This is a genomic window from Rikenella microfusus DSM 15922 (assembly GCF_000427365.1).
Lineage (GTDB): Bacteria > Bacteroidota > Bacteroidia > Bacteroidales > Rikenellaceae > Rikenella > Rikenella microfusus.
Genome location: NZ_KE386488.1, coordinates 2,298,740 through 2,319,407, shown reverse-complemented (window position 1 = coordinate 2,319,407; position 20,668 = coordinate 2,298,740). Strand labels below are relative to the sequence as shown.

17 protein-coding genes, 2 tRNA genes, 1 other RNA gene and 1 pseudogene are annotated in these 20,668 nt (G+C 54.7%); 13 read left to right on the top strand and 8 right to left on the bottom strand.

Annotated features, from left to right (window positions below; all coding sequences use genetic code 11):
- Genes tatA through RIKMI_RS0110680 form a run of 5 tightly spaced genes read right to left on the bottom strand, consistent with a single transcriptional unit; the run spans position 1 to position 3,608 of the window.
- Positions 1-207: a twin-arginine translocase TatA/TatE family subunit gene (gene tatA / locus RIKMI_RS0110700; protein WP_027291597.1), complete on the bottom strand. Its 207-nt coding sequence runs from the start codon at positions 205-207 to the stop codon at positions 1-3.
- Positions 208-225: 18 nt separating this feature from the next.
- Positions 226-786 (bottom strand): flavodoxin, encoded by a 561-nt coding sequence (locus RIKMI_RS0110695; RefSeq protein WP_027291596.1) that lies wholly within the window; start codon positions 784-786, stop codon positions 226-228.
- A 6-nt stretch (positions 787-792) separates the two neighbouring features.
- Positions 793-1,611: a carboxymuconolactone decarboxylase family protein gene (locus RIKMI_RS0110690; protein WP_084135277.1), complete on the bottom strand. Its 819-nt coding sequence runs from the start codon at positions 1,609-1,611 to the stop codon at positions 793-795.
- Between the two features lie 11 nt (positions 1,612-1,622).
- The gene (locus RIKMI_RS0110685) at positions 1,623-2,618 is read right to left on the bottom strand and encodes a flavin reductase (RefSeq protein ID WP_027291594.1); all 996 of its coding nucleotides are present in this window, start codon (positions 2,616-2,618) and stop codon (positions 1,623-1,625) included.
- Between the two features lie 9 nt (positions 2,619-2,627).
- A complete protein-coding gene (locus RIKMI_RS0110680) occupies positions 2,628-3,608 on the bottom strand; it encodes an aldo/keto reductase (RefSeq protein ID WP_245584960.1) in 981 nt (326 codons plus the stop codon).
- A gap of 575 nt (positions 3,609-4,183) precedes the next feature.
- Between RIKMI_RS0110680 and RIKMI_RS0110675 the strand changes: the two genes are divergently transcribed.
- Positions 4,184-5,350, top strand: coding sequence for an MFS transporter (locus RIKMI_RS0110675; RefSeq protein ID WP_027291592.1), 1,167 nt, complete (start codon positions 4,184-4,186; stop codon positions 5,348-5,350).
- A 360-nt stretch (positions 5,351-5,710) separates the two neighbouring features.
- Here the strand turns inward: RIKMI_RS0110675 and RIKMI_RS0110670 are convergent.
- A tRNA-Lys gene (locus RIKMI_RS0110670) sits at positions 5,711-5,783 on the bottom strand.
- Between the two features lie 13 nt (positions 5,784-5,796).
- Positions 5,797-5,872, bottom strand: a tRNA-Lys gene (locus RIKMI_RS0110665).
- 377 nt (positions 5,873-6,249) lie between these two features.
- Here RIKMI_RS0110665 and RIKMI_RS0110655 point away from each other — a divergent pair.
- The 8 genes from RIKMI_RS0110655 (at position 6,250) to RIKMI_RS0110620 (ending at position 14,549) form a co-directional block, all read left to right on the top strand.
- The gene (locus RIKMI_RS0110655; RefSeq protein WP_027291590.1) at positions 6,250-6,822 is read left to right on the top strand and encodes a LemA family protein; all 573 of its coding nucleotides are present in this window, start codon (positions 6,250-6,252) and stop codon (positions 6,820-6,822) included.
- A 3-nt stretch (positions 6,823-6,825) separates the two neighbouring features.
- Complete coding sequence (locus RIKMI_RS13975; RefSeq protein ID WP_051214510.1) at positions 6,826-7,872, top strand: DUF3137 domain-containing protein; 1,047 nt, start codon at positions 6,826-6,828, stop codon at positions 7,870-7,872.
- Between the two features lie 24 nt (positions 7,873-7,896).
- A complete protein-coding gene (locus RIKMI_RS0110645; RefSeq protein WP_027291589.1) occupies positions 7,897-8,457 on the top strand; it encodes a hypothetical protein in 561 nt (186 codons plus the stop codon).
- Between the two features lie 487 nt (positions 8,458-8,944).
- A complete protein-coding gene (locus RIKMI_RS0110640) occupies positions 8,945-9,511 on the top strand; it encodes a hypothetical protein (protein ID WP_027291588.1) in 567 nt (188 codons plus the stop codon).
- A gap of 64 nt (positions 9,512-9,575) precedes the next feature.
- Complete coding sequence (locus RIKMI_RS13970; protein ID WP_051214509.1) at positions 9,576-10,898, top strand: hypothetical protein; 1,323 nt, start codon at positions 9,576-9,578, stop codon at positions 10,896-10,898.
- An 11-nt stretch (positions 10,899-10,909) separates the two neighbouring features.
- Positions 10,910-11,995, top strand: coding sequence for a serine protease (locus RIKMI_RS0110630; protein WP_027291587.1), 1,086 nt, complete (start codon positions 10,910-10,912; stop codon positions 11,993-11,995).
- A gap of 463 nt (positions 11,996-12,458) precedes the next feature.
- Positions 12,459-13,934 (top strand): energy transducer TonB, encoded by a 1,476-nt coding sequence (locus RIKMI_RS14425; RefSeq protein WP_051214508.1) that lies wholly within the window; start codon positions 12,459-12,461, stop codon positions 13,932-13,934.
- A 78-nt stretch (positions 13,935-14,012) separates the two neighbouring features.
- Positions 14,013-14,549 carry a ferredoxin domain-containing protein gene (locus RIKMI_RS0110620; RefSeq protein WP_027291586.1) on the top strand — a complete coding sequence of 179 codons (537 nt, stop codon included), beginning with the start codon at positions 14,013-14,015 and terminating at the stop codon, positions 14,547-14,549.
- Positions 14,550-14,583: 34 nt separating this feature from the next.
- On the opposite strand, the gene RIKMI_RS0110615 is transcribed toward RIKMI_RS0110620, so the two are convergent.
- Positions 14,584-15,216 carry a recombinase family protein gene (locus RIKMI_RS0110615; RefSeq protein WP_027291585.1) on the bottom strand — a complete coding sequence of 211 codons (633 nt, stop codon included), beginning with the start codon at positions 15,214-15,216 and terminating at the stop codon, positions 14,584-14,586.
- Positions 15,217-15,543: 327 nt separating this feature from the next.
- On the opposite strand from RIKMI_RS0110615, the gene RIKMI_RS0110610 reads away from it, so the two are divergent.
- The 4 genes and pseudogenes from RIKMI_RS0110610 to RIKMI_RS13960 all read left to right on the top strand — a co-directional run.
- Entirely contained in the window at positions 15,544-16,149 is a 606-nt protein-coding gene (locus RIKMI_RS0110610; RefSeq protein ID WP_027291584.1) for a recombinase family protein, read from the top strand.
- A 915-nt stretch (positions 16,150-17,064) separates the two neighbouring features.
- Positions 17,065-17,471: a transfer-messenger RNA gene (ssrA, locus tag RIKMI_RS14680) on the top strand.
- 142 nt (positions 17,472-17,613) lie between these two features.
- Positions 17,614-18,828, top strand: a complete 1,215-nt coding sequence (locus RIKMI_RS0110605; RefSeq protein ID WP_084135275.1) for a tyrosine-type recombinase/integrase — start codon at positions 17,614-17,616, stop codon at positions 18,826-18,828.
- Between the two features lie 435 nt (positions 18,829-19,263).
- Positions 19,264-20,366, top strand: a pseudogene (locus RIKMI_RS13960) (tyrosine-type recombinase/integrase); the annotation flags it as partial.
- Positions 20,367-20,668: the final 302 nt, after the last annotated feature.

The following is a 20,668-nucleotide window of genomic DNA, read 5'->3' as shown; positions in this document are numbered from 1 at the left end:
TTATGCTTTCCGTTCGGGTTCTTTAATCTCCTTAACTTCTTCAATCTCTTTCTCTACGTTGTTCATTCCCTCTTTGAAGGAACGGACGCCTTTGCCGATTCCCTTCATCAGTTCGGGAATCTTCCTGCCGCCGAAGAACAGCAGCACGACCAGGGCGATCAGCAGCACTTCCTGCATGCCGATTCCGCCGATAAACAGTGGGGTCATAAGCCGTTTTCGATTCGATCAATATCCCGATTCGTCGATCCATTTACGAATGTCGTCCCCGTCCATCCGGTTCAGCAGTTTCCCCGCCTTCCAATTCAGATCGGGATAACTCCGTTTCAACGCCGCCGCGCTGTTCGCGATGCCGCTGCTCCCCGACGTGGCGAACGGTATCACTGTCTTTCCTTTCAGATCGTGGCTCTCGATGAAGGTATCGACAATGCGCGGCGCAAGGTTCCACCAGATCGGATAACCGATAAAGATCACGTCGTAACTGTCCGTATTCAGCGGTTTGCCGCCGAGGGCCGGACGCGCCCCGGGGTCGTTCATCTCCACCGAACTGCGCGACCGCTTGTCGTTCCAGTCGAGGTCGGCAGCCGTATAAGGTCGGGCCGGGGTAATCTCGTACAATGTGCCGCCCGTTGCTTCCGCCAGTTTCCCGGCGGCCCGGGCGGTCGTTCCGCTCGCCGAAAAATAGGCCACGAGCGTTCTGCGGTTCTTGTCCATATCCTGTTTTTGTTGAGTGAATGCCGTCGCGGGTATGCCTGCCAATACCCATAGCGCAAAAAAGATTTTATACATCGGTTCCTATTTTTGAAGTTTATCGTATTCTTCGTCCGTCACGGGTTCGAGCCATTCGTTGGAGGCGTTCTCTCCGGGAACCTCGAACGCCAGATGCGCAAACCAGCTGTCGGCCGCCGCTCCGTGCCAGTGCTTCACGTTAGCCGGAATGTGGATGACCATACCGGGCAGAATCTCCTGCGCGGGCTTGCCTTCCTCCTGATACCAGCCGCGGCCGGCCACGCCGACCAACATCTGTCCGCCGCCTTTCGTCGCCTTGTGGATATGCCAGTTGTTGCGACAGCCTGGTTCGAAGGTCACGTTGGAAACATTCACCTGTTCGCGTGAAATCGGGGCAAGGTAACTGTTGCCGATGAAGTATCGGGCGTATGCCGTATTCGGTTCGCCGATCGGGAAAATCATCCCGCGCTGGAAAGCGGCTTTGGCGTCTTCGCCGGCCGTATCTTCCGCCCATACGCCTTTGGCGAGGTTGAACGCTGCCCAAGCCTTCGGCCAACCGGCATAGAAACCGATATGGGTGATAATCTCGGCGATCTCGGTGCGGGTGATGCCGTTCTTCTTAGCCGACTGGAGATGGTAGACGAGCGAGTTGTCCGTAATGCCCTGACTGATCAGGGAGGTAATGGTTACCAGACTGCGGTCGCGCAGACCGAGTTTGTCGGTGCGGCTCCACACTTCGCCGAAGAGCACGTCGTCGTTGAGTTCCGCAAACTTGGGGGCAAAATCGCCGAGCTGGTCGCGACCGGCCGTCTGTACGATCTTTTCCTGGGCCATAACGTTGAATGTTAGAATACTGAATGCAGAAATTAAAAGAATCTTGTTCATAGTCATTCTGTTTATTGCATGAAGTTATTGAGCTTGTTGGCCGGATCGAGCGGCGTTTGGTCGGACAATACCAACGATTTGACCATGTGCAACGTTCCCTGTTTATACTTCTGAAAATGTTCAGACGCGATGTGTTTCTCGTAAGCCTCGCGGCTCGCATACGTTTCGAGAATCGTTATCTTGCAGGGATTCTCCTTTTCGCCGACGGCGTACATGGTCAGCACGCCCGGTTCGGTGCGCAGGGAGATTTCGCCCACTTCGGTCGCATATCTCATATACTCGTCGAGATATTGCGGGTAGACCTCGATTTTGGAGAGACGCACGATGCCGTCGGCCGTCATCGGCTCTTTGGCGCACATGCCCGGCTGCTTATCTAAGTTCAGGCACTTACCGATCACCTCTCCCGTGGCGAGGTAGGAGTAAGTCGGAAACTCGAACAGCACGGGTTTCAGCTTTGTATAGTCGAGTTTGCCATCGTTGTCGAGCATGTCGGAAGCAGCGTATGTATTGACTATCGCACAAATGAAATTGTCGAAGCCGTCGGTTTCGTAAATGTCCGCCACCTCGCACTCCATCGTGAGCGGCGAAGCGTCTATAACGGGCGTACCGTGCTCTCCGATATGGTAAGCGAAAACTTCCGACTTATCGACCGCCGCACCGCTCACGCTTCCTACATAGTCGGCTTTGGGCAGCATTTCGCGGCTCACGAGATTGACGGACAGCCTTTTCGTCTTTTTTATGCCCTGATTGGTATAATGGCTTTTACTCATACTGACCAGTATCCGGTCGTGGCCGATAACGCCCGTATGTCCCACCACGAGCCAGTTCGCCTTTCCGTTCACTTCCGCTCCCACAACCGTCATCGGCTTGGGATAGAGGGCTATGAGCTTGCCGAGATTTTTCTTGTTCGTTTCCATCATATCGGGTTGGGCGGTGTTCTTCTTCACGGCCGTACTGCACGACAGCAGGACAAGCAGCGACAGAACACCCAGAATCGTTTTTACCATGATATTTCCTTATTTATCTATCTGACTTTCGGTAAACGGGTCGGCACGGTGTCCCCTCAGGTCGATTCGTGCGTATTCTTTGTCGAACGCTTCCATCTCCCAAGCCGAAAGACGGACTGTCCCGGCTCCGAGCAGTTCGTCCAGATGCGCCGGATCGGTCGTTCCGGGTATCGGAGCGATCCACGACTTGCGCGACAGCATCCACACGAGGGCGAACTGCGTCGGAGTAACCCCTTTCCGTTCCGCCCACTTTCGCACCAAAGCCACGAGCGGCATATTGTGCTTCAAGGCTTCGGGCGTGAACTGCGGCAGGTTCCAACGGCGGTCTCCCTCGTAGAACCGGCTGTTCTCGTCGATCGCGCCCGTGAGGAACGCCCGTCCCAACGGACAATAAGGCACGAAGCCGATACCCAATTCTTCGAGCGTCGGGAAGATTTTCATCTCCGGCTCCCGCCACCAGATAGCATACTCGCTCTGCACGGCCGAGAGGGGACAGACGGCGTGCGCCCGACGAATGGAGCGGGCGCTCGCTTCGGACAGTCCCCAGTGCAGCACTTTTCCTTCCTGCATCAAATCTTTGACCGTTCCGGCCACCTCTTCCATCGGCACGGCAGGATCGACACGGTGCTGGTACAGCAGGTCGATACGGTCGGTACGCAGGCGTTTAAGGGAGCCTTCCACCGCACGGCGAATATGGTCGGGGCGGCTGTTGAGCGCGGTAGGGTTCCCTTCCTCTACGCCGAAACCGAACTTCGTACCTATCTTTACTTTGTTACGGAACGGGGCGAGTGCTTCGCCGACCCACTCCTCGCTGGTGTAAGGACCGTAGACCTCCGCCGTATCGAAAAAAGTGACGCCTTTATCGTATGCCCGACGGATCAGGGCGATCATATCCCGTTTGTCGTACTTCCCGCCATAATAACCCACCATTGGCAGGCAGCCCAGACCGATAGCCGATACATCCAGTCCGCCGAATCTGCGGTATTCCATCTTCTTGTTCGCTCCGTCCGGTAATTTTCTTTCCGACGGAGATAAGGGCGTACCGGCAAATACACGGGAAACGCCCGTCGCTGTTCCTGCGGCAAGAATGAAGAAACCCGATGCCGCTTTCAAAAAATTCCTGCGTCCATTATGCGGTTCGATTTTATGTATGACAAAAGTAAGGCAGCCTCTTCGTCCCCTTAGTAGACAAATTACAGATTATATTACCTGATTTACCGATTCTTTACAGTCCGCCCGACACCGGTGTCCGGCATCGTAACGGTCTCCGACAACAGGAATGGCGACAACGGCTCCTCTGCTTTTGCCAACTCTTTCCACTCGTCGGATATTGGATCCTGGCGTATGTCCCGCGTATAGTCCCTGCTCCCGGCTTCGCACCCTTCTCCTTCACCCTGCCGGCGACGGTCGATGCCGCCTCTTTCCGCCGGAACATTCGGGCCGGACACGGTCGGACAGATATTTTTCAGCTGCCGTACAGGACCGCATGACGAAAGGCGAATGATTTATATCGTAATTGTTCTATTTTTGCTGCCGAATTTCAGAAGCGTTCAACGAATCGTAAAATGAACAGGAGTCTTATCGCATTGGCGTTCGGCACTTTCGCACTGGGAATCGCCGAATTTCTGATGATGGGCATTCTCGGCAATATCTCCTCCAGTCTCGACATATCCATTACGCAGGCCGGACATCTGATTTCGGCATACGCTCTCGGCGTATGCTGCGGAGCACCGGCGTTGCTGCTCGTCCGCAGGTTCCCGCTGAAACGGATCCTGCTGCTTCTGGCGGCGGTCATCGCAGCGGGAAACCTGATGGCGGCGGTCTCTCCCGATTTCTGGACTCTGTTTGCGGCACGGTTCATTTCGGGGCTGCCCCACGGGGCCTATTTCGGCGTGGGCGCTATCGTTGCGCGGAAACTCGCGAAACCGGGCCGTGAAGTGCAGGCCGTCTCGATCATGATCGCGGGGATGACCGTCGCCACGCTGCTCGGCGTGCCGGCCGGAACATGGCTGACGAACACCGTATCCTGGCGCGTGGCTTTCCTGATCGCCTCGCTGGCCGGACTGCTCACTTTCATTTTCATCCGCCATTGGGTGCCGCAGGTGGCGAGTTTGCCCGACACGGGATTCAAGGGGCAGTTCCGGTTTCTGAAAACGCTGCCCCCGTGGCTTATCTTCGGCGGCGTACTGATCGGGCAGAGCGGTATCTATTGCTGGTACAGTTATATAGACCCGCTGCTGACCGATGTGACGGGATTCCCGGCAGGAGCGCTCTCCTGGCTGATGGTCCTGGCCGGACTCGGCATGTTCGTCGGCAATCTGGCGGCCGGACGTATGTCGGACAGGCTAAAACCGAGCCTCGTAGCCGGAATCGTGCAGTCGAGTTCCATCGTCATTCTCCTGTTGGTCTTCTTTTTCGCCCGTATCCCGTGGCTGGCGGTCGTCCTGACGATGCTGGGCACGGCGTCGCTTTTCGGGTCGGGAAGTCCGCTCCAGTCGTCCATCGTGGTCTATTCGCGGGGCGGCGAGATGCTCGGAGCCGCCTGTATCCAGATTGCCTATAATGCGGGCAACGCCTTTGCCGCCTGGATCGGGGGAGTCGTAATCGGGGCGGGTTACGGCTACCGGTACCCGGCTTTGACCGGCATACCGCTGGTCGTCATCGGCTCGACTCTGATTTTTATCCTGTATTTCCGCAATGAGCGCGGTAAGGTCGGAAAAGAAAGAAGATAGCCAGTGCATCGGCATAACCCGCCATAACGACAAAGAATAAAGCAACGATGTCCTGAATGATGTCTCACCTTTTTAATGGGACATAAACGCAAGGTGAGAAACTCGGAAACAACAACACAACACACTGATATTCAGCGCGTTTTTCTCCAAACTGCAGGCCATTTTCCCGGCAGGTCGTTTTGGCCTACGATTTTGTTACGGGCGAAGGTGCCTCATTTGCATCGTTATGCATCCTCAGGCCCCGAACCCGCCGGCAGAAACCGGAGTCTTATAATCTGTAAAATAGTGATTTTCAACCTATATTGCGCCGATTTGCGCAATAAAAAAACCTCCCGTGAGAGAGGTTTTACTGAATCCATGTGATCCCGCTGGGGCTCGAACCCAGGACCCCAACATTAAAAGTGTTGTGCTCTACCAGCTGAGCTACGGAATCGATGCCGAAATCCTGGTGCTTCCCCAGGGGCTCGAACCCTGGACCCCAACATTAAGAGTGTCGTGCTCTACCAACTGAGCTAGAGAAGCATTTTTCCCTTTCGGCACTGCAAAGGTAGACATTATTTCCAAACGGACAAAGATTTCTTCGAAAAAATTCCCGACAAAAACCATAAAACAAAGATCATCAACGCATTACAGACCACTCATCCTCGACCGCGGTTCCCTTCACCAACCCATCCGCGCCATACATAAGCCTCCAAAAAAGCAAGAATAGCCCGAATCTTATTATAAATATTCGGCTTTTCCTCATATCCAAAATAAATCCGATGATTTTTGTAATATTTGTGCAAGCAAATACGGACATCGTATTTACCCGCAACCGACTCCCGCCATTCGCTTCCGGATACGGACGGCCACGGAAGGAACGAACTGTCCGAACCGGTATAACGCAACCCAGACACGGCATGAACGGACCGCTGATACTATCAGGCACCCTGTTGCTGATCCTCGCATTTTTCGCTTTGTGGGTCATCGTCACTTCCAACCAGCTCATCCTGAAACGCAACCGGGTGAAACAGTGCCGCAGCGGGATATGCGTGGCCCTCAAACAAAGGAACGACCTGATCCCGAATCTAGTGGCGACGGTAAAAACCTACATGCAATACGAAGACCAAACCCTGCGCCGGATTACCGAACTCCGCGCCGAGGCCGAAAACACGCCCGACGAGCAGGAACAGATCGAAGCAGGCAACAGATTATCGTCGCTGCTCCCGGAACTCCGGCTGACCGCCGAAGCCTATCCCGACCTGAAAGCCGACCGGCAGTTTCTCCGCCTGCAAGAGTCGCTGGAAGAGCTGGAACGCCAGTTGCAGGCCATCCGGCGGACATACAACGCCGCCGTGGTGGATTACAACAACTACGTCGAAATGTTCCCTTCCTCCTGGGTAGCACAGCGTAAGGGGCATCGGTGCGAAGCGTTGATCGACATTCCGGAGGCCGAACAGGAGGTCGCGGACGTAAACCGGTTTTTCAAATAAAATATGGCCGTACCCGAAGAACTCACGCAGCTCCGCCAGGAGCTGGCCTCGACCCTGCGGAGGGCCGAAAAGAACCGACGGATCATCCGCGCGACCCGAACGCCGATCTATCTGATCGCGGCCCTGTGGATGATCTTCGTCCTGGCCGGCACGTTCGCGGGCGGCATATTTCTGCCTGCGGACCAGGGCGCGGCGGCCGGCAGCCTCATGCAATGGATATTGCCCGCATTCATCCTCCTGATGATCCTGCAATTCGTATTCAGGCAGGCCTACGCTTCGTTCGCGCAACAAGAACGGAACGTCCTGTCGAAACTCATCGAGAACCTGTTCCCGGAGGCGAAATTCCATGCCACGGCGCACGACGTCCCAGCCTCCGTTTTCAGAAACAGCCTCTTCTTTCCCGGATTCCGTTCGGCCGCCGTTTTCGCTTCGCTCGACATCGAAACCGGAAACGGGAGGAGGCTCAACGTCGCCGACATCGGCCTCTTTTACGGCCAGGACAGCCCGGCCGGCGCCGGAGGATGGGCCGCCGTTTATAAAAAAAGTGTGTTCAAACCTCTGTTCTCGTCGCGGGCCGACCGCGCCCTGTACGATTTCCGGGGCATGTTCGCCTGGGCGCAACTGAACAGACGCGTACCGGGCAGCGTGGTGATCCTGCCCGACCGTCTGGAAGACCGGCTGGGTTATCTAGCCAAAAGCATCCAGAACCTGAAAAACACGGGCGACAGGAAACTCGTGCTGCTGGAAGATCCCGAATTCGAACGCCGTTTCGCCGTATATGCCACGGACGAAGTATTGGCCCGCTACATACTGACCCCGGCCCTGATGCGCGACCTGACCCGGCTCAAAGAACGGTACGGACGCGACATGATGGTCTCGTTCAACGCCGACAAGGTCTGCTTCGCCGTCCCGATGCCCGACGGTTTCCTGAGCCTGCGCAGCGACGCGCTCGACGACGGACGCATCGTGGAGGAGATCTACCGGGATATCGATACGACGCGCTCGATCCTGGCGGAACTCCGGCTGGAAAACGCCGTCGAAAAAGAATGAAAACCCTTTAACACCCCAAACCCTATGACTGAAAAACAGGAATTCCCCTACACGTTCGAAATCTACTGCCAGAATCACCCCGAAAAATTCGAAAAACGGACGCAACCGGCCAAAAAAGCGCTTTACGGACTCGGCGCCGTAGCCTGCATATTGCTCGTTATCTTTCCGCACGTCGTTCCTGTGCTTCCCCTCTGGCTGATCCGGGCGGCAGCCGTTCTGGGCGCGCTGTTCTGTCTGTTGGCTGCTTATGTCAGCGGAGAAAATTACTACAACAAACTGTCCGGCGGCAAAATCAAACGGATCGGGCTGAAAAAATTCGACCGCGTGAATACCGACGCGACGGAAATCGTCCAGGCATTCCACCGCCACGATTTCGATTTTTTGGCCGACGCCGCCGAAAGCGACAATGAACCCTTGCAGCTTTATGTTTACGAAGATGCCGCCGGCAAAGAATTTTATCTGCAACTGCGGGCCTACGTTTCGTCGTCGGAGTTCCGGGGCATCACCGACGTCGTCACCGTATCGGGCCGCGAATACGACGAATACAAAAGCGTCATCAAATCTATCCATCCGGTCAAAGAGTGACCGGATATCCGTAGCCGGAAAGAGACGGCACCTCCGGGCATTCCTGTCGGTCTGCCCCCTGCTGCTCCCGAACCCCGACCCGGAATCAAAATAATCGTACGGTTATTGATCCGCGTAGCGGCCAGCCCGGAGCCACCCCCAGCGAAGGGCTGCAACGCTCGCAAAGCCCGGTCTGACCCTCGCTGGCTCCGGGCTACACCGTATGAATTAACCGTACGATTTTTATTGATGCGATTCGAAAGAATCGCCGGCTTTGGCGCCCAAGCGGCTCCGCCGCTCCGGGGGGTGGGCGCAAAGCCGAAAAATGAGGTATTTTAACCGTACAATTAAATAAGTTTCCGCGTCATCGGAGGACCGGACGCCTCCTGCCAGACCGAAGAAGGAATACCCTCCGATCGCCGGTATCGGTACCGCCCGTTTTCCAATACGAACATACCCTGTCCCGGTACCGGACAACCGAATTACCAACCTCGAAAAAAACGAAACCATGGGAAAAATCGACAAACTCCTCCGGGCCTCCGACGACGTTCGACTACCCGCACAAGACACCTACGTACTGGCCGTAAACAAGACCTTCTACCTGCTGCAAACCGTCGTGGCATGGGGCGTCGCCGTCGTGCTGTTCCTGAGCGCCGGAGGCGGGGAAGCCGCCGGAGGCTGGAACACGTACTACTGGATACTGTGCGCCGTCATGGCCCTCTACGGACTGGCCGCACTCTACTGCGCCTTCACCCGCAAAGCGACCTTCGACAACGAACGGATCACCATTCCGGGCTTCTACCCTTTCATGACCGAAAAACTCGCATGGGACGACATCAACCGGGCCGAACTGACCGGCGTAATCACCTACCGTAGTTATATCGCTTTGATATTTAAGAAAATCTTCGCATCTTTCTTTGCCCATACCGAACTGCACGTCACCCGCCGCAGCGCGCCGGGAGTCGCCGCCGCGAACTTTCCGGTGCTCGAACGCGTAGCCGACCGCAAAACCGCCCTGCGGATCATCCGTGACAAACTGGGCAAACGTTTTACCGTTTACGAAGGAAAATACTGACCGACGACGGGCCGCCGAAAACTCGTTTCGCCCGCCGCGCCCTAACCCGACTAATCCCTGAACCATGAAACAGACGCTCACCTACCACGCACCGACCGTCGCCTCCACAGCGAGCCGGATCGACCCGGAAGCCTACGACCGGAGCCTCGAACATTTCGAACAAGGCGAATACGTAGCTGCGCTCCATGCCCTGCTCGACTACATCAATCCCGAACTGCGCGGCAAATACGGCAACCCGGAGGGAACCGAATTCAAAGTACCACACGGTTCGATCATCGTCGGCCTGAAAATCACCGGCGAGAGACTGGAAATCGACGCCCCGTTCCTCGCGCTGCCCGACAAAGGACGCATTCCGCTGCTCCGGCAGATCGCCGGGCTGAACACCAACGTGCTCGACCTACCCTGCATCAGACTGATCGACGGCCGGTTCCACTTCACTTACGATTGTCCGCTGGCGCTGACCCACCCGGCCAAAGTTTACGACGTGCTCTACGACATTTGCAGCACGGGCGACCGGTACGACGACGAATTCGCCGCCAAATTCGGTGCGCAACGCATCTACGAACCGGAGGTGAAACCCTACGACGCCGAAACCGTGGAACGCATTTACCGCGAAATCCGGCAGACCTGCGCCGAGTGCCTCGACGCCGTGAAAGGTTTCGAAACCGACCGGAAATACGGCTATGCCTGGAACGTGATCGCCAGCGCCCTGCTCGAAATCCTCTACTTCGCCCATCCGCAAGGACAACTGCTCAACGAACTGGACAAAGCCGTCCGCGAACACGACCGGGAGGATATCCCTGTTCAGGAAGTGATCGCCCGCGGCAAGGAAGCCATCCGAAAGATCGCCGCCGTCAGCCAGGAACAATTGAGCCAGGACCTCTATTTCGTCGAAACGTTCGTGTCGGACAAACGCCGCTCGAACCTGAAAAACATCCAGGACAATTTCGAAAAAACCTTCGACAACGCCACGGCCGCCCTCAACGCCGACGACGCGATGGCCTGTTGCGTAATGATCGTTTACAAGTTCTACGAAATGTATTACTACAACAACGTGCAGGACGACGTGAACGCCATAGTATCGAAAGCCCTGCGCCGGACCTCGGCCATGCCGTGGGACGAAGCGGCCCCCATCCTGCACGCCGCGATGGAACGAATCATGGAAGGCGATCTGGACGACGATGACGACGAGGCTGCCAATCCGTTCGCCGGCGCCGATATGGAAGCCGTCATGGCCCAGGCCCAGCAGATGCAACAGGCCGCCATGGCGCAAATGGCCCAGGCCATGCAAGGCGTCGATATGGGCGAATACATGAAAAACATCCAGAACATGATGGCCTCGATGATGGGCGGAACTGCGGACAAAGACGGGAAAGACAACCAATAACAGCGAAAAACATGGAACAGAACAATATCTATCAAGCCGTCTATAAAGTGAACCACTCCGGCGGTACCGGAAGTTGCTTTTACCTGAAAAAATACGACCTGTTCGTCACCAACTACCACGTCGTCGAAGGCTTCCGCACCGTGGCGGTGCAGGACAACGAACGGAACGCCTACCTGGCCCGCGTGGTGCTGGCCAATCCGGCCGCCGACATCGCCCTGCTCGCGGCCGAAGGCGACTTTTCCGCCGTTCCGGAAATCGTCCTGCCCGAAAACGGCGAAGTCTCCATCGGGCAGCGGATCAACGTGGCGGGCTACCCGTTCGGCATGCCGTTCACCGTCACCGAAGGCACTGTATCCTCGCCCCGGCAGCTGATGGACGACAGCTACTACATCCAGACCGACGCGGCGGTCAATCCCGGCAACAGCGGCGGGCCGATGCTCAACGACCGGAACGAACTGGTGGCCGTCACGGTCAGCAAATTCACCGATGCCGACAACATGGGATTCGGGATTCCCGTAGCCACGCTGCGGGCCGTTCTCGAAAATACCGACGGACTGGATACCGGCCGTTTCCACCTCCAGTGCGACAGCTGCGACGAACTGATCGCCGAAGAGGAAGAGTACTGCCCCTCGTGCGGCAACAAATTGCCGGAAAACATTTTCAAGGAACGGGCGCTGACCGACCTGGCCGTATTCTGCGAAGAGGCGATCGCCGACATGGGGATCAACCCGGTACTGGCCCGCGTCGGCCAGGAAGCGTGGAAATTCCACAAGGGCAGCTCCGAAATCCGGCTGTTCGTTTACCAGCGGAACTACCTGTTCTGCACCTCGCCGATCAACGTGCTGCCGAAAAAAGACCTCGAACCGATCCTGACCTACCTGGTGAGCGAAGACCTCAGGCCCTACAAACTGGGCATCGAGGGCAACCAGATCTACATCGCTTACCGGATCCACATTTCGGACGTCTTCTCCGACTACGCCGACCAGGTGAAAAAGCATATCACCGGCCTGGCGTTCAAGGCCGACGAGCTGGACAACTACCTGGCCGACACCTACGGTTGCGAATTTTCGGAATACGCCCGAAAAGACGCCATCTGAACACGGAAAGACAGCCGCCGTCCGGGCCGCCGAACGCCTGTCCGGGCCGGCGGCCCTTTTCATATTCCGATCCGTCCCGCACTTTCTCCGCCCGAACGGGAGCGAAGATTTACGAACCCGACGATATACATCAAGGCAACTATGTACGACTTTCTCCCGATCGAACAATGACCTCTCCCATCGGCCCTGCGTGCCGTTCGGCACAGGAGACCGGGAGTTTTTCCGGGCAAGGGGACGCAGGTCGAAATAAGTTGAAAACCCGGCATACGTATAAAACAGGATAAAGTCGGATATAGTTCCCGACATGAATATACCGACCATTTTCGCCGGTGTTTTTCGGCTCGCTCCGCCCTCTTCCCGACGGCCCGAATCCGTCCGACGCGGAGCCGATAGACAAGGAATTGCCGCCGAACATGTCCGACATGTCAAAACGTATATTCGGACTTCCGAAATGCCATACCCGATGAAACATCTGCTGCTCCCTCTTCACATCCTGCTCTTGCTCTGTCCGCCCCTCGCGGCCCACGGCACAAGACAGCCCGCATATCCGCCGCCGAAGCAGCCGGCCGCACGGCAACTGAAACATTACGATACGGCTCCGCGCGATTATATTTCTTACTTAGCGGCATCGTCGGCCAATCCGTTCGAACTCGAAACGGACGGCCATCCGATCGACTCCGCTACCCTGCCCTGGAACGAGACCTTTCGGCTGGCCCCGGGCGATTCGCTCCGTATCCGGCGGATGATCGACAGCCTCTACATCGCGGAACCCGGGCCTGGAGACGACTCCGGCTGTTTCCGGCTGTACAGCCGTTACCCGTATATACCGGCCGAACCGCAGGACGACGGTACGCAAACCAACGGATACACCGGTCTGTTCCCTTTCCGGCCGGGCAACGAGAAACTGAACGGCCTGCACACTTCCTCTCTTCCCGTACTCGGCAACGCCACGATGCGGATCGTCTACACTTTCCGCGACGACGAAGGAGAACCGATCCTGCTGACCGACGATTATGAAAATGCCTGGTTCCGTTCCGCTGTCGGCGACGGATGGGGCGAAAACAGTTTTCATTTCCGCTTCCGGGACAGTTCCCGCACATTCCAGGACATCCGGAACGGCTACATAGAGATCGAAATAACCACACCGGCACGATACGACCACGTTACCCTTTCGGCCGCGGAGGTCGGACAGACGTTTTTTCCGGGCGGACAACCGGTCCGGTTGCTCGCTTTCGGCCCCGGTTATTTTCATCTGAGTTATCCGAATCTCAGCCTGCGAACGTTACAACAGATACACCTCGCTTTTTTCCGCGCCGGCAAGGAACTTCCCCAACGTTTGCTGGCCGGCGGAGTCATCGGGCGGGATTTCTACGACTTTTCGCGCGCCCATCCCGGTCTCACGCCCCGGAAATTCACCGCCCGCCGGAAAAACATGGAACATCGGCCTGCCGGTGAATTCGCCGAAGTCTTCTGGACAGGCGTCGATGCCGACCGGATCGTTCTTTACTGCCCGCGCACCGATGCGGTCGTCGCTTCGCGGATCATCGTATTCAGCCGGGACGAAACGGGAGCCTACGGTTTCTCGCTGCTCCGCAAAGGCAACGACGGCGTATTGCGCCCTCTGGCTGGAGACCCGGAGGGCATGACGCCGCCGGAATATCGGGAAGGCCGGGAAGCGATGTTCCGGAAAATCGCCGCCTCGATCGTTTACCCGCCGGCAGCGGCCGCAAACGGAATCGAGGGCACGGTCTACGTCTCGGCCACGATCGGGAGGGACGGCCGCATGGTATCGACCAGGGTCCAGCAAGGCGTCGATCCGCAGCTCGATGCCGAAGCCTTACGGGTCGTCGCGTTGCTGAAAACATGGAAGCCGGCCACGAAACAGGGCCGCACGACCGAAATGAACGTACTGCTCCCCATCGTTTTTCGCATACGGTAAGCCTCCGTGGAACCGGATACGATATTTATCCGGTATTTTGGTAAATTTGGCGCCGTAAACCAACCGATACCACCCGTTATGATCGAGAATCAGACCGATACGCGCAATGAAACGTTGCGCCACGTGGCCGCCCTGATGATGAACGCGGCCCGCACGGCCCCCAAGGCACGCGGAATCGACAACCTCGAAATCGCCATGCTGACCGGAGACGCCATCGAACGGCTCGCCTCCAAACTCAAAGAGATGAGCGCGGAACCGGGCCGGGCTTTCTTTGCCCGCGATGCGGAAAACATCCTCCAGTCCGGCGCCGTTGTCCTGGTCGGCAGCCGATACGGCGTCATGGGACTGAACTGCGGCTGGTGCGGTTTTCCGACGTGCGCCGAAAAGACCGGACAGGCGCCGCTGGCCCCCTGTGCATTCAATACGAACGATTTGGGCATCGCGGTAGGTTCGGCCGTTTCCGTAGCCGCCGACCACCGTGCCGACTGCCGCGTGCTCTACTCCGGAGGCGTAGGCGCCCTGGCGCTGGATATGCTGCCGGGTTGCCGCGCAGCGTTGGCCATTCCGGTGAGCGCTACCGGCAAAAGCCCTTTTTTCGACCGCAAACCGCTCTGACCCCAACCGACGGCCGAAAACGAACGCCCGGGCCTCAATCGGCCCGGGCGTTCGTTTTCGTCTTGCGTCCTTTGGGACGCCGCACCACACGGAAACCCTGCTGGTCGAGATAACGGTAGAACGTCCGCTCGTTCAACCCTACTTTGCCGCAGATCTCGGCTACCGACAACTCCCTACGTTCGGTATAGAGTTGCAGGGCCGCGTCCAGTTTTTTGCGATATTCCGCCCGGATGCCTTTGGGCCGCCCCACAGGACGCCGCACGACAGGCTCGGCACGGGACGTGCGCGATTGCAGATGCACCGAAAGATCGTGCAGGCGGGCTATCAGTTCGTAAAGCGCCGGCCCCTGCATCGTTTCGCCCGTCAGCCGGAACCAAGGCTCGCCCAATGACTGCAACCCGACGCCGCGGAGCAGCAACCGACGCACCGTCCGGAACAATTCGTCTATATTCGTGCAAATATCGTCCAACCGCAACACGATCACCGTGTCTCCCGCTTCCGTCTGTGCGATCAGGCGTTCCAGTTCCGCATGTCCCTCCTGATCGAAAAACAGATTGCCGCTGCATACGCCCGCTTCTATCAATGCCGATATGCCGCTCTGAAGGTCGTACGTACCCTCCGACGGCCGGAAATATCCCCGAATCGTGCCCCTGTTATTCCTTTTCATAAAATACGACTGAAATACACTGACATACAACCGGTTATAATCCGAAACATGCCAAAAAAACGTTCGTTTAATTATAACTGGTTGAAACAAAGATAATCATAAAATATGAAACGTTCGTGATTTCTTGAATAAAATATTGATTTCCTGACAGATGTAACGGTGTTTCTGTCATAAACTTCCATTTGTGTCGATCCGTTTGCGGGGTGTTCTTTTAAAGGAACGTTTATAAAAACAGTTTAACCGTCATGGAAAAGACCTCAAGAGTTATATTATTATCTGTCATATTTCTTATTTCGAGCATTATTTACCATCTAATCCGACCGATCCATGCCCGTAATCGCTTATCTGAGAGTCAGTACCGAAAAACAACACATTGAAAACCAAAAAGAAGAAATCAGACGCTTCGCCGAAACGCGCGGCCTGACCATCGACCGCTGGGTCACCGAGACCGTCAGCGGGAAAACCCAAAACAAAGACCGCAAACTCGGCCCTCTGCTCCGGAAAATGAACAGCGGCGACACGCTGATCGTCACCGAAATATCCCGCCTGAGCCGTACGCTCACCGAAATCATGTCCATCATGGGCCATTGCCTCGAAAAAAATATCATTCTTTACAGCACCAAAGACGGATACGCATTCGACAACAGCATCAACAGCAAAGTGCTCGCATTCGCTTTCGGACTGGTAGCCGAAATCGAACACAACCTGATGTCCATGCGGACCAAAGAAGCCCTCGCCCTTCGCCGGGCCGAAGGCATCCATATCGGCCGACCGGCCGGCAGCAATGTCAAACTGCGCATCCTGATCGACAACCGAAAAGAGATAGCCGCCATGCTACGACAAGGGCGAACCGTGAACCACATCTGCCGGACGTTCAACGTTTCGCGCACGGTGTATTACACTTTCCGCAAAGAATACGGCCCCATTAAATAAGGCGACTATATACGACTTTACTCCGGCTCTGCGCCGGCCGGCATGAGGCGGTACAAACCCGGGCAAAAGACCCGGAGGGGCCGGCGAGAGCCGAAAGAATCATGCAGTGTCAGTATATAATTACCTTACCCGATTATATACTTCGATATGCCCATTCGTTTTCATCGATACCTTTTCGGCTCTCGCCCCCCCGACGGCTTCCAGCCGTCCGGCGCGGAGCCGACCGGGGAAACCTGTATCTTCCTATATTTGGTAGTACTCAGTATCGGGTTACTTAAACAAAACGTCCGGTTTTCGTCCTCATATGCCACCGGTTCTTTTCCGCTTTCGGACGGTGCAGGCCGTTTCCCGTACCAGGACATGCCTTTCGGTAACGATGCGGACGGACAGCAGGCGACGGTATGACGAGTGCCACGGATTACATACTCCCGCCCTCGGTACATGGCGGCCTGTCCGCCCACAAGGAATATTCTACAACCGCACGCTTTCCTGCATGGGGCCGCGGGCCCCTCATAAAGAAACGTACGATTTTTAATTTTCTCGATTCATGAGAATCGCCGGCCTTCGCGGTGCCTCCGGGCACTCCGACCGGGAGTTTGCTCCGATAAGGTGGGCGCAAAACCGAACGGGGAAAGTATTTTAACCGCACGATTATCTGGCCGGGTAGCGGCCGGCATAGAATCCCTCGGGGACAGGACCGGTGCTCTCGCGAGGGAGCCGTTCAGCCTGCCCGCTGACGCGGAAAATTATTTTACAACCATACAATTATTTGCCTGCCGGGCATCGTTTTACGGATCGAATGCCGGGAAGAAATGCGACGGTATCCGTAAATTGATTATCTTTGCAAGTCGGCAATTCCGGCAGGGATGCGCAATTTGCCATGTACGCATTCCGTTATATAAAACGTATTCCATCGGGGCTGACCGGTTTTGACAGCGGGTTTAGAGTCTTGAGGTAAGCATGCCGAGGGTTGTAAGGGACCTCGTAAAACGGAACTTTCAAACTACAAATGGCAATAATAGCTACGCACTCGCTGCGTAATTTTACCGAGTAAAATTACCTTAATCCGCCCGGTCAAGGAACCGGGCCGACGAGTACCCGCCGGAAGGGGACCGCTTTTAGCCTCGGTCGGCAATGGGTATCAATCAATTAAAAGATAGCTTTCCGGCAGTCCGGACCGGAAAGCGAAAATAAACGGACTACGGAACCGGTTCGGGTGTTTCCCCCCTGGCCTTTTCCCGACAATCAAGCGGAAACTAAGCATGTAGAAAGCTTCGGGGTTCCTCGTTTGGACGAGGGTTCGATTCCCTCCAGCTCCACAAATCGCTGTAAATTGCTAAATTATAGCGATTTATGAAAAATCATTCCGTGGTTAATCCGGTGCATTTTTGGATATCGCCGATTGACCGCTTCAGACGGCTTCTGTATTCATAAGTATGGGGATACTTCAAACACAGATGCCTTATGAGAATTCGGAATTTCAGAAAGGTGGAAGTTATCCTTCCCAAGGTTTCCACATTCAAGGGACGCTTGTGCGTCCTCTATTCGGTCTATAACCCACGTACGGATCGTATGGAACGATATCGAATCGTACGAGGTTTTAAAGCGTGTGCGGACAGACAGGAAGAGACCAAGCTGGCCGCCAAAATCATCAAAGAATATACACTCAAGCTCCGAGCCGGTTGGCGGCCGTGGGCGGATGATGCGGTTATCTGCTCCGACGAGACCGAGTATCATACTATTGCCGGTATGTTCGGGACGCAACGACGGGACGGTTCCCATATCCGGCGCCATGTCTCGAAATTCATTGAAGAGAAACGATTATCGGTGTCGAAAAAGTCAATGGAGAGCTATGTGTCCAAACTTCGAATCTTTGTGCTTTGGCTGGAGAAAAACGACCTGATCGATCGGCGGGTATATGAAATCGATGATGCCGTTATCAATCGTTTTATTACCTATCTGATTCAGGAACGGAAGCTGGATCGCCTGTCGATTGAGAAATACCAACAGAACCTGAATCAATTTTTCAAATACTGCTTGTCCAAAAAACTCATTGACCGCCTACCTACTACTACCATTCCGAAACCTCCGAAGCGTCAGGATATGGCCGCCCGACCGATCGCCGACGTCGATATGCAAAAGTTACTATCCTTGATTGCGAAAGAGGATTCGCAATTCTTCGTAGCCTGCATGTTCGAGTTCTTTCTGTGTTGCCGACCGGGGAACGAACTCCGGCTCTTGAAAGTGGAGGACATTAATCTATTCACCCAAACCGTCCACATCCGGACGGCGAACGGCAAAACGGGCGCCCGTAACATTACTATGCCGGCCGCTTTGATCGAGTTGTGCCAGAAGCACCGGATTACCGAGTATCCGGCTGCGCATTATGTATTCGGGAATAACCATGAACCGGGGCCGGTTCCGTGGGGTAAGAATTACTTCAGCCGTCGGTTCCGGGAGTTTCGAGAGCGCCTTCACTTGCCGTCGGGATACAAGTTTTATTCCCTGAAACATACGGCAGCCGGTAAACTGCTGGAGTCGGGCGCGTCGATCGTGGAGGTACGGAACCATCTCGGGCACAGGGACTTCGAGTCTACCATCCACTACATCCGCCGCCACTTCGGCGAACGATCGGAGAAGGTCGCGAACTTTCGACCGGACTTTTTGAAGGGGCTATAAAATGGCTTCGACCCATAAAAATACAGGCCAATGCCATTTTTATCACCTGCGTAACACCTCACAATAATGCACAAAGGAATTCATACCTATCTCATTAATATCCAATATCCGGAATCACCGACTTAGGCACAAAACAAACATGAATACATTTATGCAATTTATAGTTAAGACTATTACTATCTATACCATAATCTGAAGGATCTGAATTTCTGTAACCGATATAATATTTTTTTAAATTTATATAATATATATAGATTGAAATAGAAAACAAAAGCCAATCAAGTGAAAATAAATATGCCGTATAATAGGCGATTATGTTGTATTTAGGTCTTCTCTTGTTTTCTGTACTTGCAAGTGTTTAGTCCTTTTTCGGTACATTTTTGTTCCTCAATCTCGGCTCTATTTGTAGAAATAACGAGTAAAAGAGGAGGAACTATGCCACGAGTAAAAAAGCCTGCAAAAATCAAAGAGCCAATCCGTCTGCGGATGAAAGAACTGGCCAACGGAAGCAAAAGCCTGTATCTGGATATATACCGTGATGGTAAACGGACATATGAGTATCTGAAAATGTATCTTATTCCCGAAACAGATTATAATGCCCGCAGACAGAATCAAACGACAATGGCTGCAGCCAATGCCATCAAGTCGAAGCGCATTATCCAAATGACCAACGGAGAAGCCGGAATCGAAAACAGGGAAAAGGTCTTCCTTTTGGACTGGATGGAAACTTACAAAGAAAATCAGGCGAAGCGAGGTAAAAAGGACGGAGACCAAATAAGGGTAACTATCCGCATCTTGAAAGATTTTGCCGGAGAACGGGTAACGATGGATCAAATCGACAAGGCGTTCTGCCAAGAGTATATCGCGACTATCTATTGACTGAATATCGACCGAAGGGCAAACTTACGCTACACACCTACTACCGCATTCTGAACGGAGCTTTGAACGCTGCCGTGCGAGCGGAGATTATAAAGGTCAATCCTTTTACGAAGATCAACAATTCGGATAAAATCCGTCTGCCGGAGAGTAAGCGGTCGTATATGACCATAGAAGAGGTGCGGGCATTGATTGCTACTCCAATGAAAAACGAGGCTGTAAAACAGGCTTATTTGTTCTCCTGCTTCTGCGGACTGCGAATAAGCGATATTATCAGCTTGAAGTGGAAAGACGTGTTTGTCGATAGAGGACAATATCGTTTGGCTGTATCCATGCAGAAGACCAAAGAACCGATTTATCTGCCACTTTCCCCCGAAGCCTTGAAGTGGATGCCAGAACGTGGAGAGAAGACCTCGGAAGACCATGTATTCGATTTGCCGAGCCCAACGATGATAAACACGCTTCTCAAACCTTGGGCGAAAGCGGCAGGCATAGATAAGCGGTTTTCATTTCACACGAGCCGTCACACGTTTGCGACGATGATGCTGACGCTCGGTGCAGACCTCTACACGACCTCGAAATTACTCGGCCATGCAGATGTGAAGATGACGCAGGTGTACGCCAAAATCATCAATCAGAAAAAGGACGATACTATCGGACTGATTGACACGGAATTATCCTACACCCAAAACAACGCAAAAAATAAAAAGATTGTCGGACGATTTCAAGATAAATGTTCTGCTGCCCGGAGCGGTGTGGCTGCTGATTTCGGTACTTGCAGGGTTCGCAATCACAGCCAAGCTGGAGACGGATATCGTTACCGTCACCCTGTTTGCGGTGATAGCCCTTGTAGTGTTCATCGTTCCGATGGCTATTTACATGGAATATCGCGATTGAATCATGGAATGGCCCGGACGGAAAAAGAAAGGAACGGGAACAGGAACGGGAACAGGAACGGCATCCG

Excerpts from the sequence above, each read along its gene's own strand:
- tatA (WP_027291597.1), bottom strand. The coding sequence starts at position 207 with ATGACCCCACTGTTTATCGGCGGAATCGGCATGCAGGAAGTGCTGCTG.
- RIKMI_RS0110695 (WP_027291596.1), bottom strand. The coding sequence starts at position 786 with ATGTATAAAATCTTTTTTGCGCTATGGGTATTGGCAGGCATACCCGCG.
- RIKMI_RS0110690 (WP_084135277.1), bottom strand. The coding sequence starts at position 1,611 with ATGAACAAGATTCTTTTAATTTCTGCATTCAGTATTCTAACATTCAAC.
- RIKMI_RS0110685 (WP_027291594.1), bottom strand. The coding sequence starts at position 2,618 with ATGGTAAAAACGATTCTGGGTGTTCTGTCGCTGCTTGTCCTGCTGTCG.
- RIKMI_RS0110680 (WP_245584960.1), bottom strand. The coding sequence starts at position 3,608 with ATGGAATACCGCAGATTCGGCGGACTGGATGTATCGGCTATCGGTCTG.
- RIKMI_RS0110675 (WP_027291592.1), top strand. The coding sequence starts at position 4,184 with ATGAACAGGAGTCTTATCGCATTGGCGTTCGGCACTTTCGCACTGGGA.
- RIKMI_RS0110655 (WP_027291590.1), top strand. The coding sequence starts at position 6,250 with ATGAACGGACCGCTGATACTATCAGGCACCCTGTTGCTGATCCTCGCA.
- RIKMI_RS13975 (WP_051214510.1), top strand. The coding sequence starts at position 6,826 with ATGGCCGTACCCGAAGAACTCACGCAGCTCCGCCAGGAGCTGGCCTCG.
- RIKMI_RS0110645 (WP_027291589.1), top strand. The coding sequence starts at position 7,897 with ATGACTGAAAAACAGGAATTCCCCTACACGTTCGAAATCTACTGCCAG.
- RIKMI_RS0110640 (WP_027291588.1), top strand. The coding sequence starts at position 8,945 with ATGGGAAAAATCGACAAACTCCTCCGGGCCTCCGACGACGTTCGACTA.
- RIKMI_RS13970 (WP_051214509.1), top strand. The coding sequence starts at position 9,576 with ATGAAACAGACGCTCACCTACCACGCACCGACCGTCGCCTCCACAGCG.
- RIKMI_RS0110630 (WP_027291587.1), top strand. The coding sequence starts at position 10,910 with ATGGAACAGAACAATATCTATCAAGCCGTCTATAAAGTGAACCACTCC.
- RIKMI_RS14425 (WP_051214508.1), top strand. The coding sequence starts at position 12,459 with ATGAAACATCTGCTGCTCCCTCTTCACATCCTGCTCTTGCTCTGTCCG.
- RIKMI_RS0110620 (WP_027291586.1), top strand. The coding sequence starts at position 14,013 with ATGATCGAGAATCAGACCGATACGCGCAATGAAACGTTGCGCCACGTG.
- RIKMI_RS0110615 (WP_027291585.1), bottom strand. The coding sequence starts at position 15,216 with ATGAAAAGGAATAACAGGGGCACGATTCGGGGATATTTCCGGCCGTCG.
- RIKMI_RS0110610 (WP_027291584.1), top strand. The coding sequence starts at position 15,544 with ATGCCCGTAATCGCTTATCTGAGAGTCAGTACCGAAAAACAACACATT.
- RIKMI_RS0110605 (WP_084135275.1), top strand. The coding sequence starts at position 17,614 with ATGAGAATTCGGAATTTCAGAAAGGTGGAAGTTATCCTTCCCAAGGTT.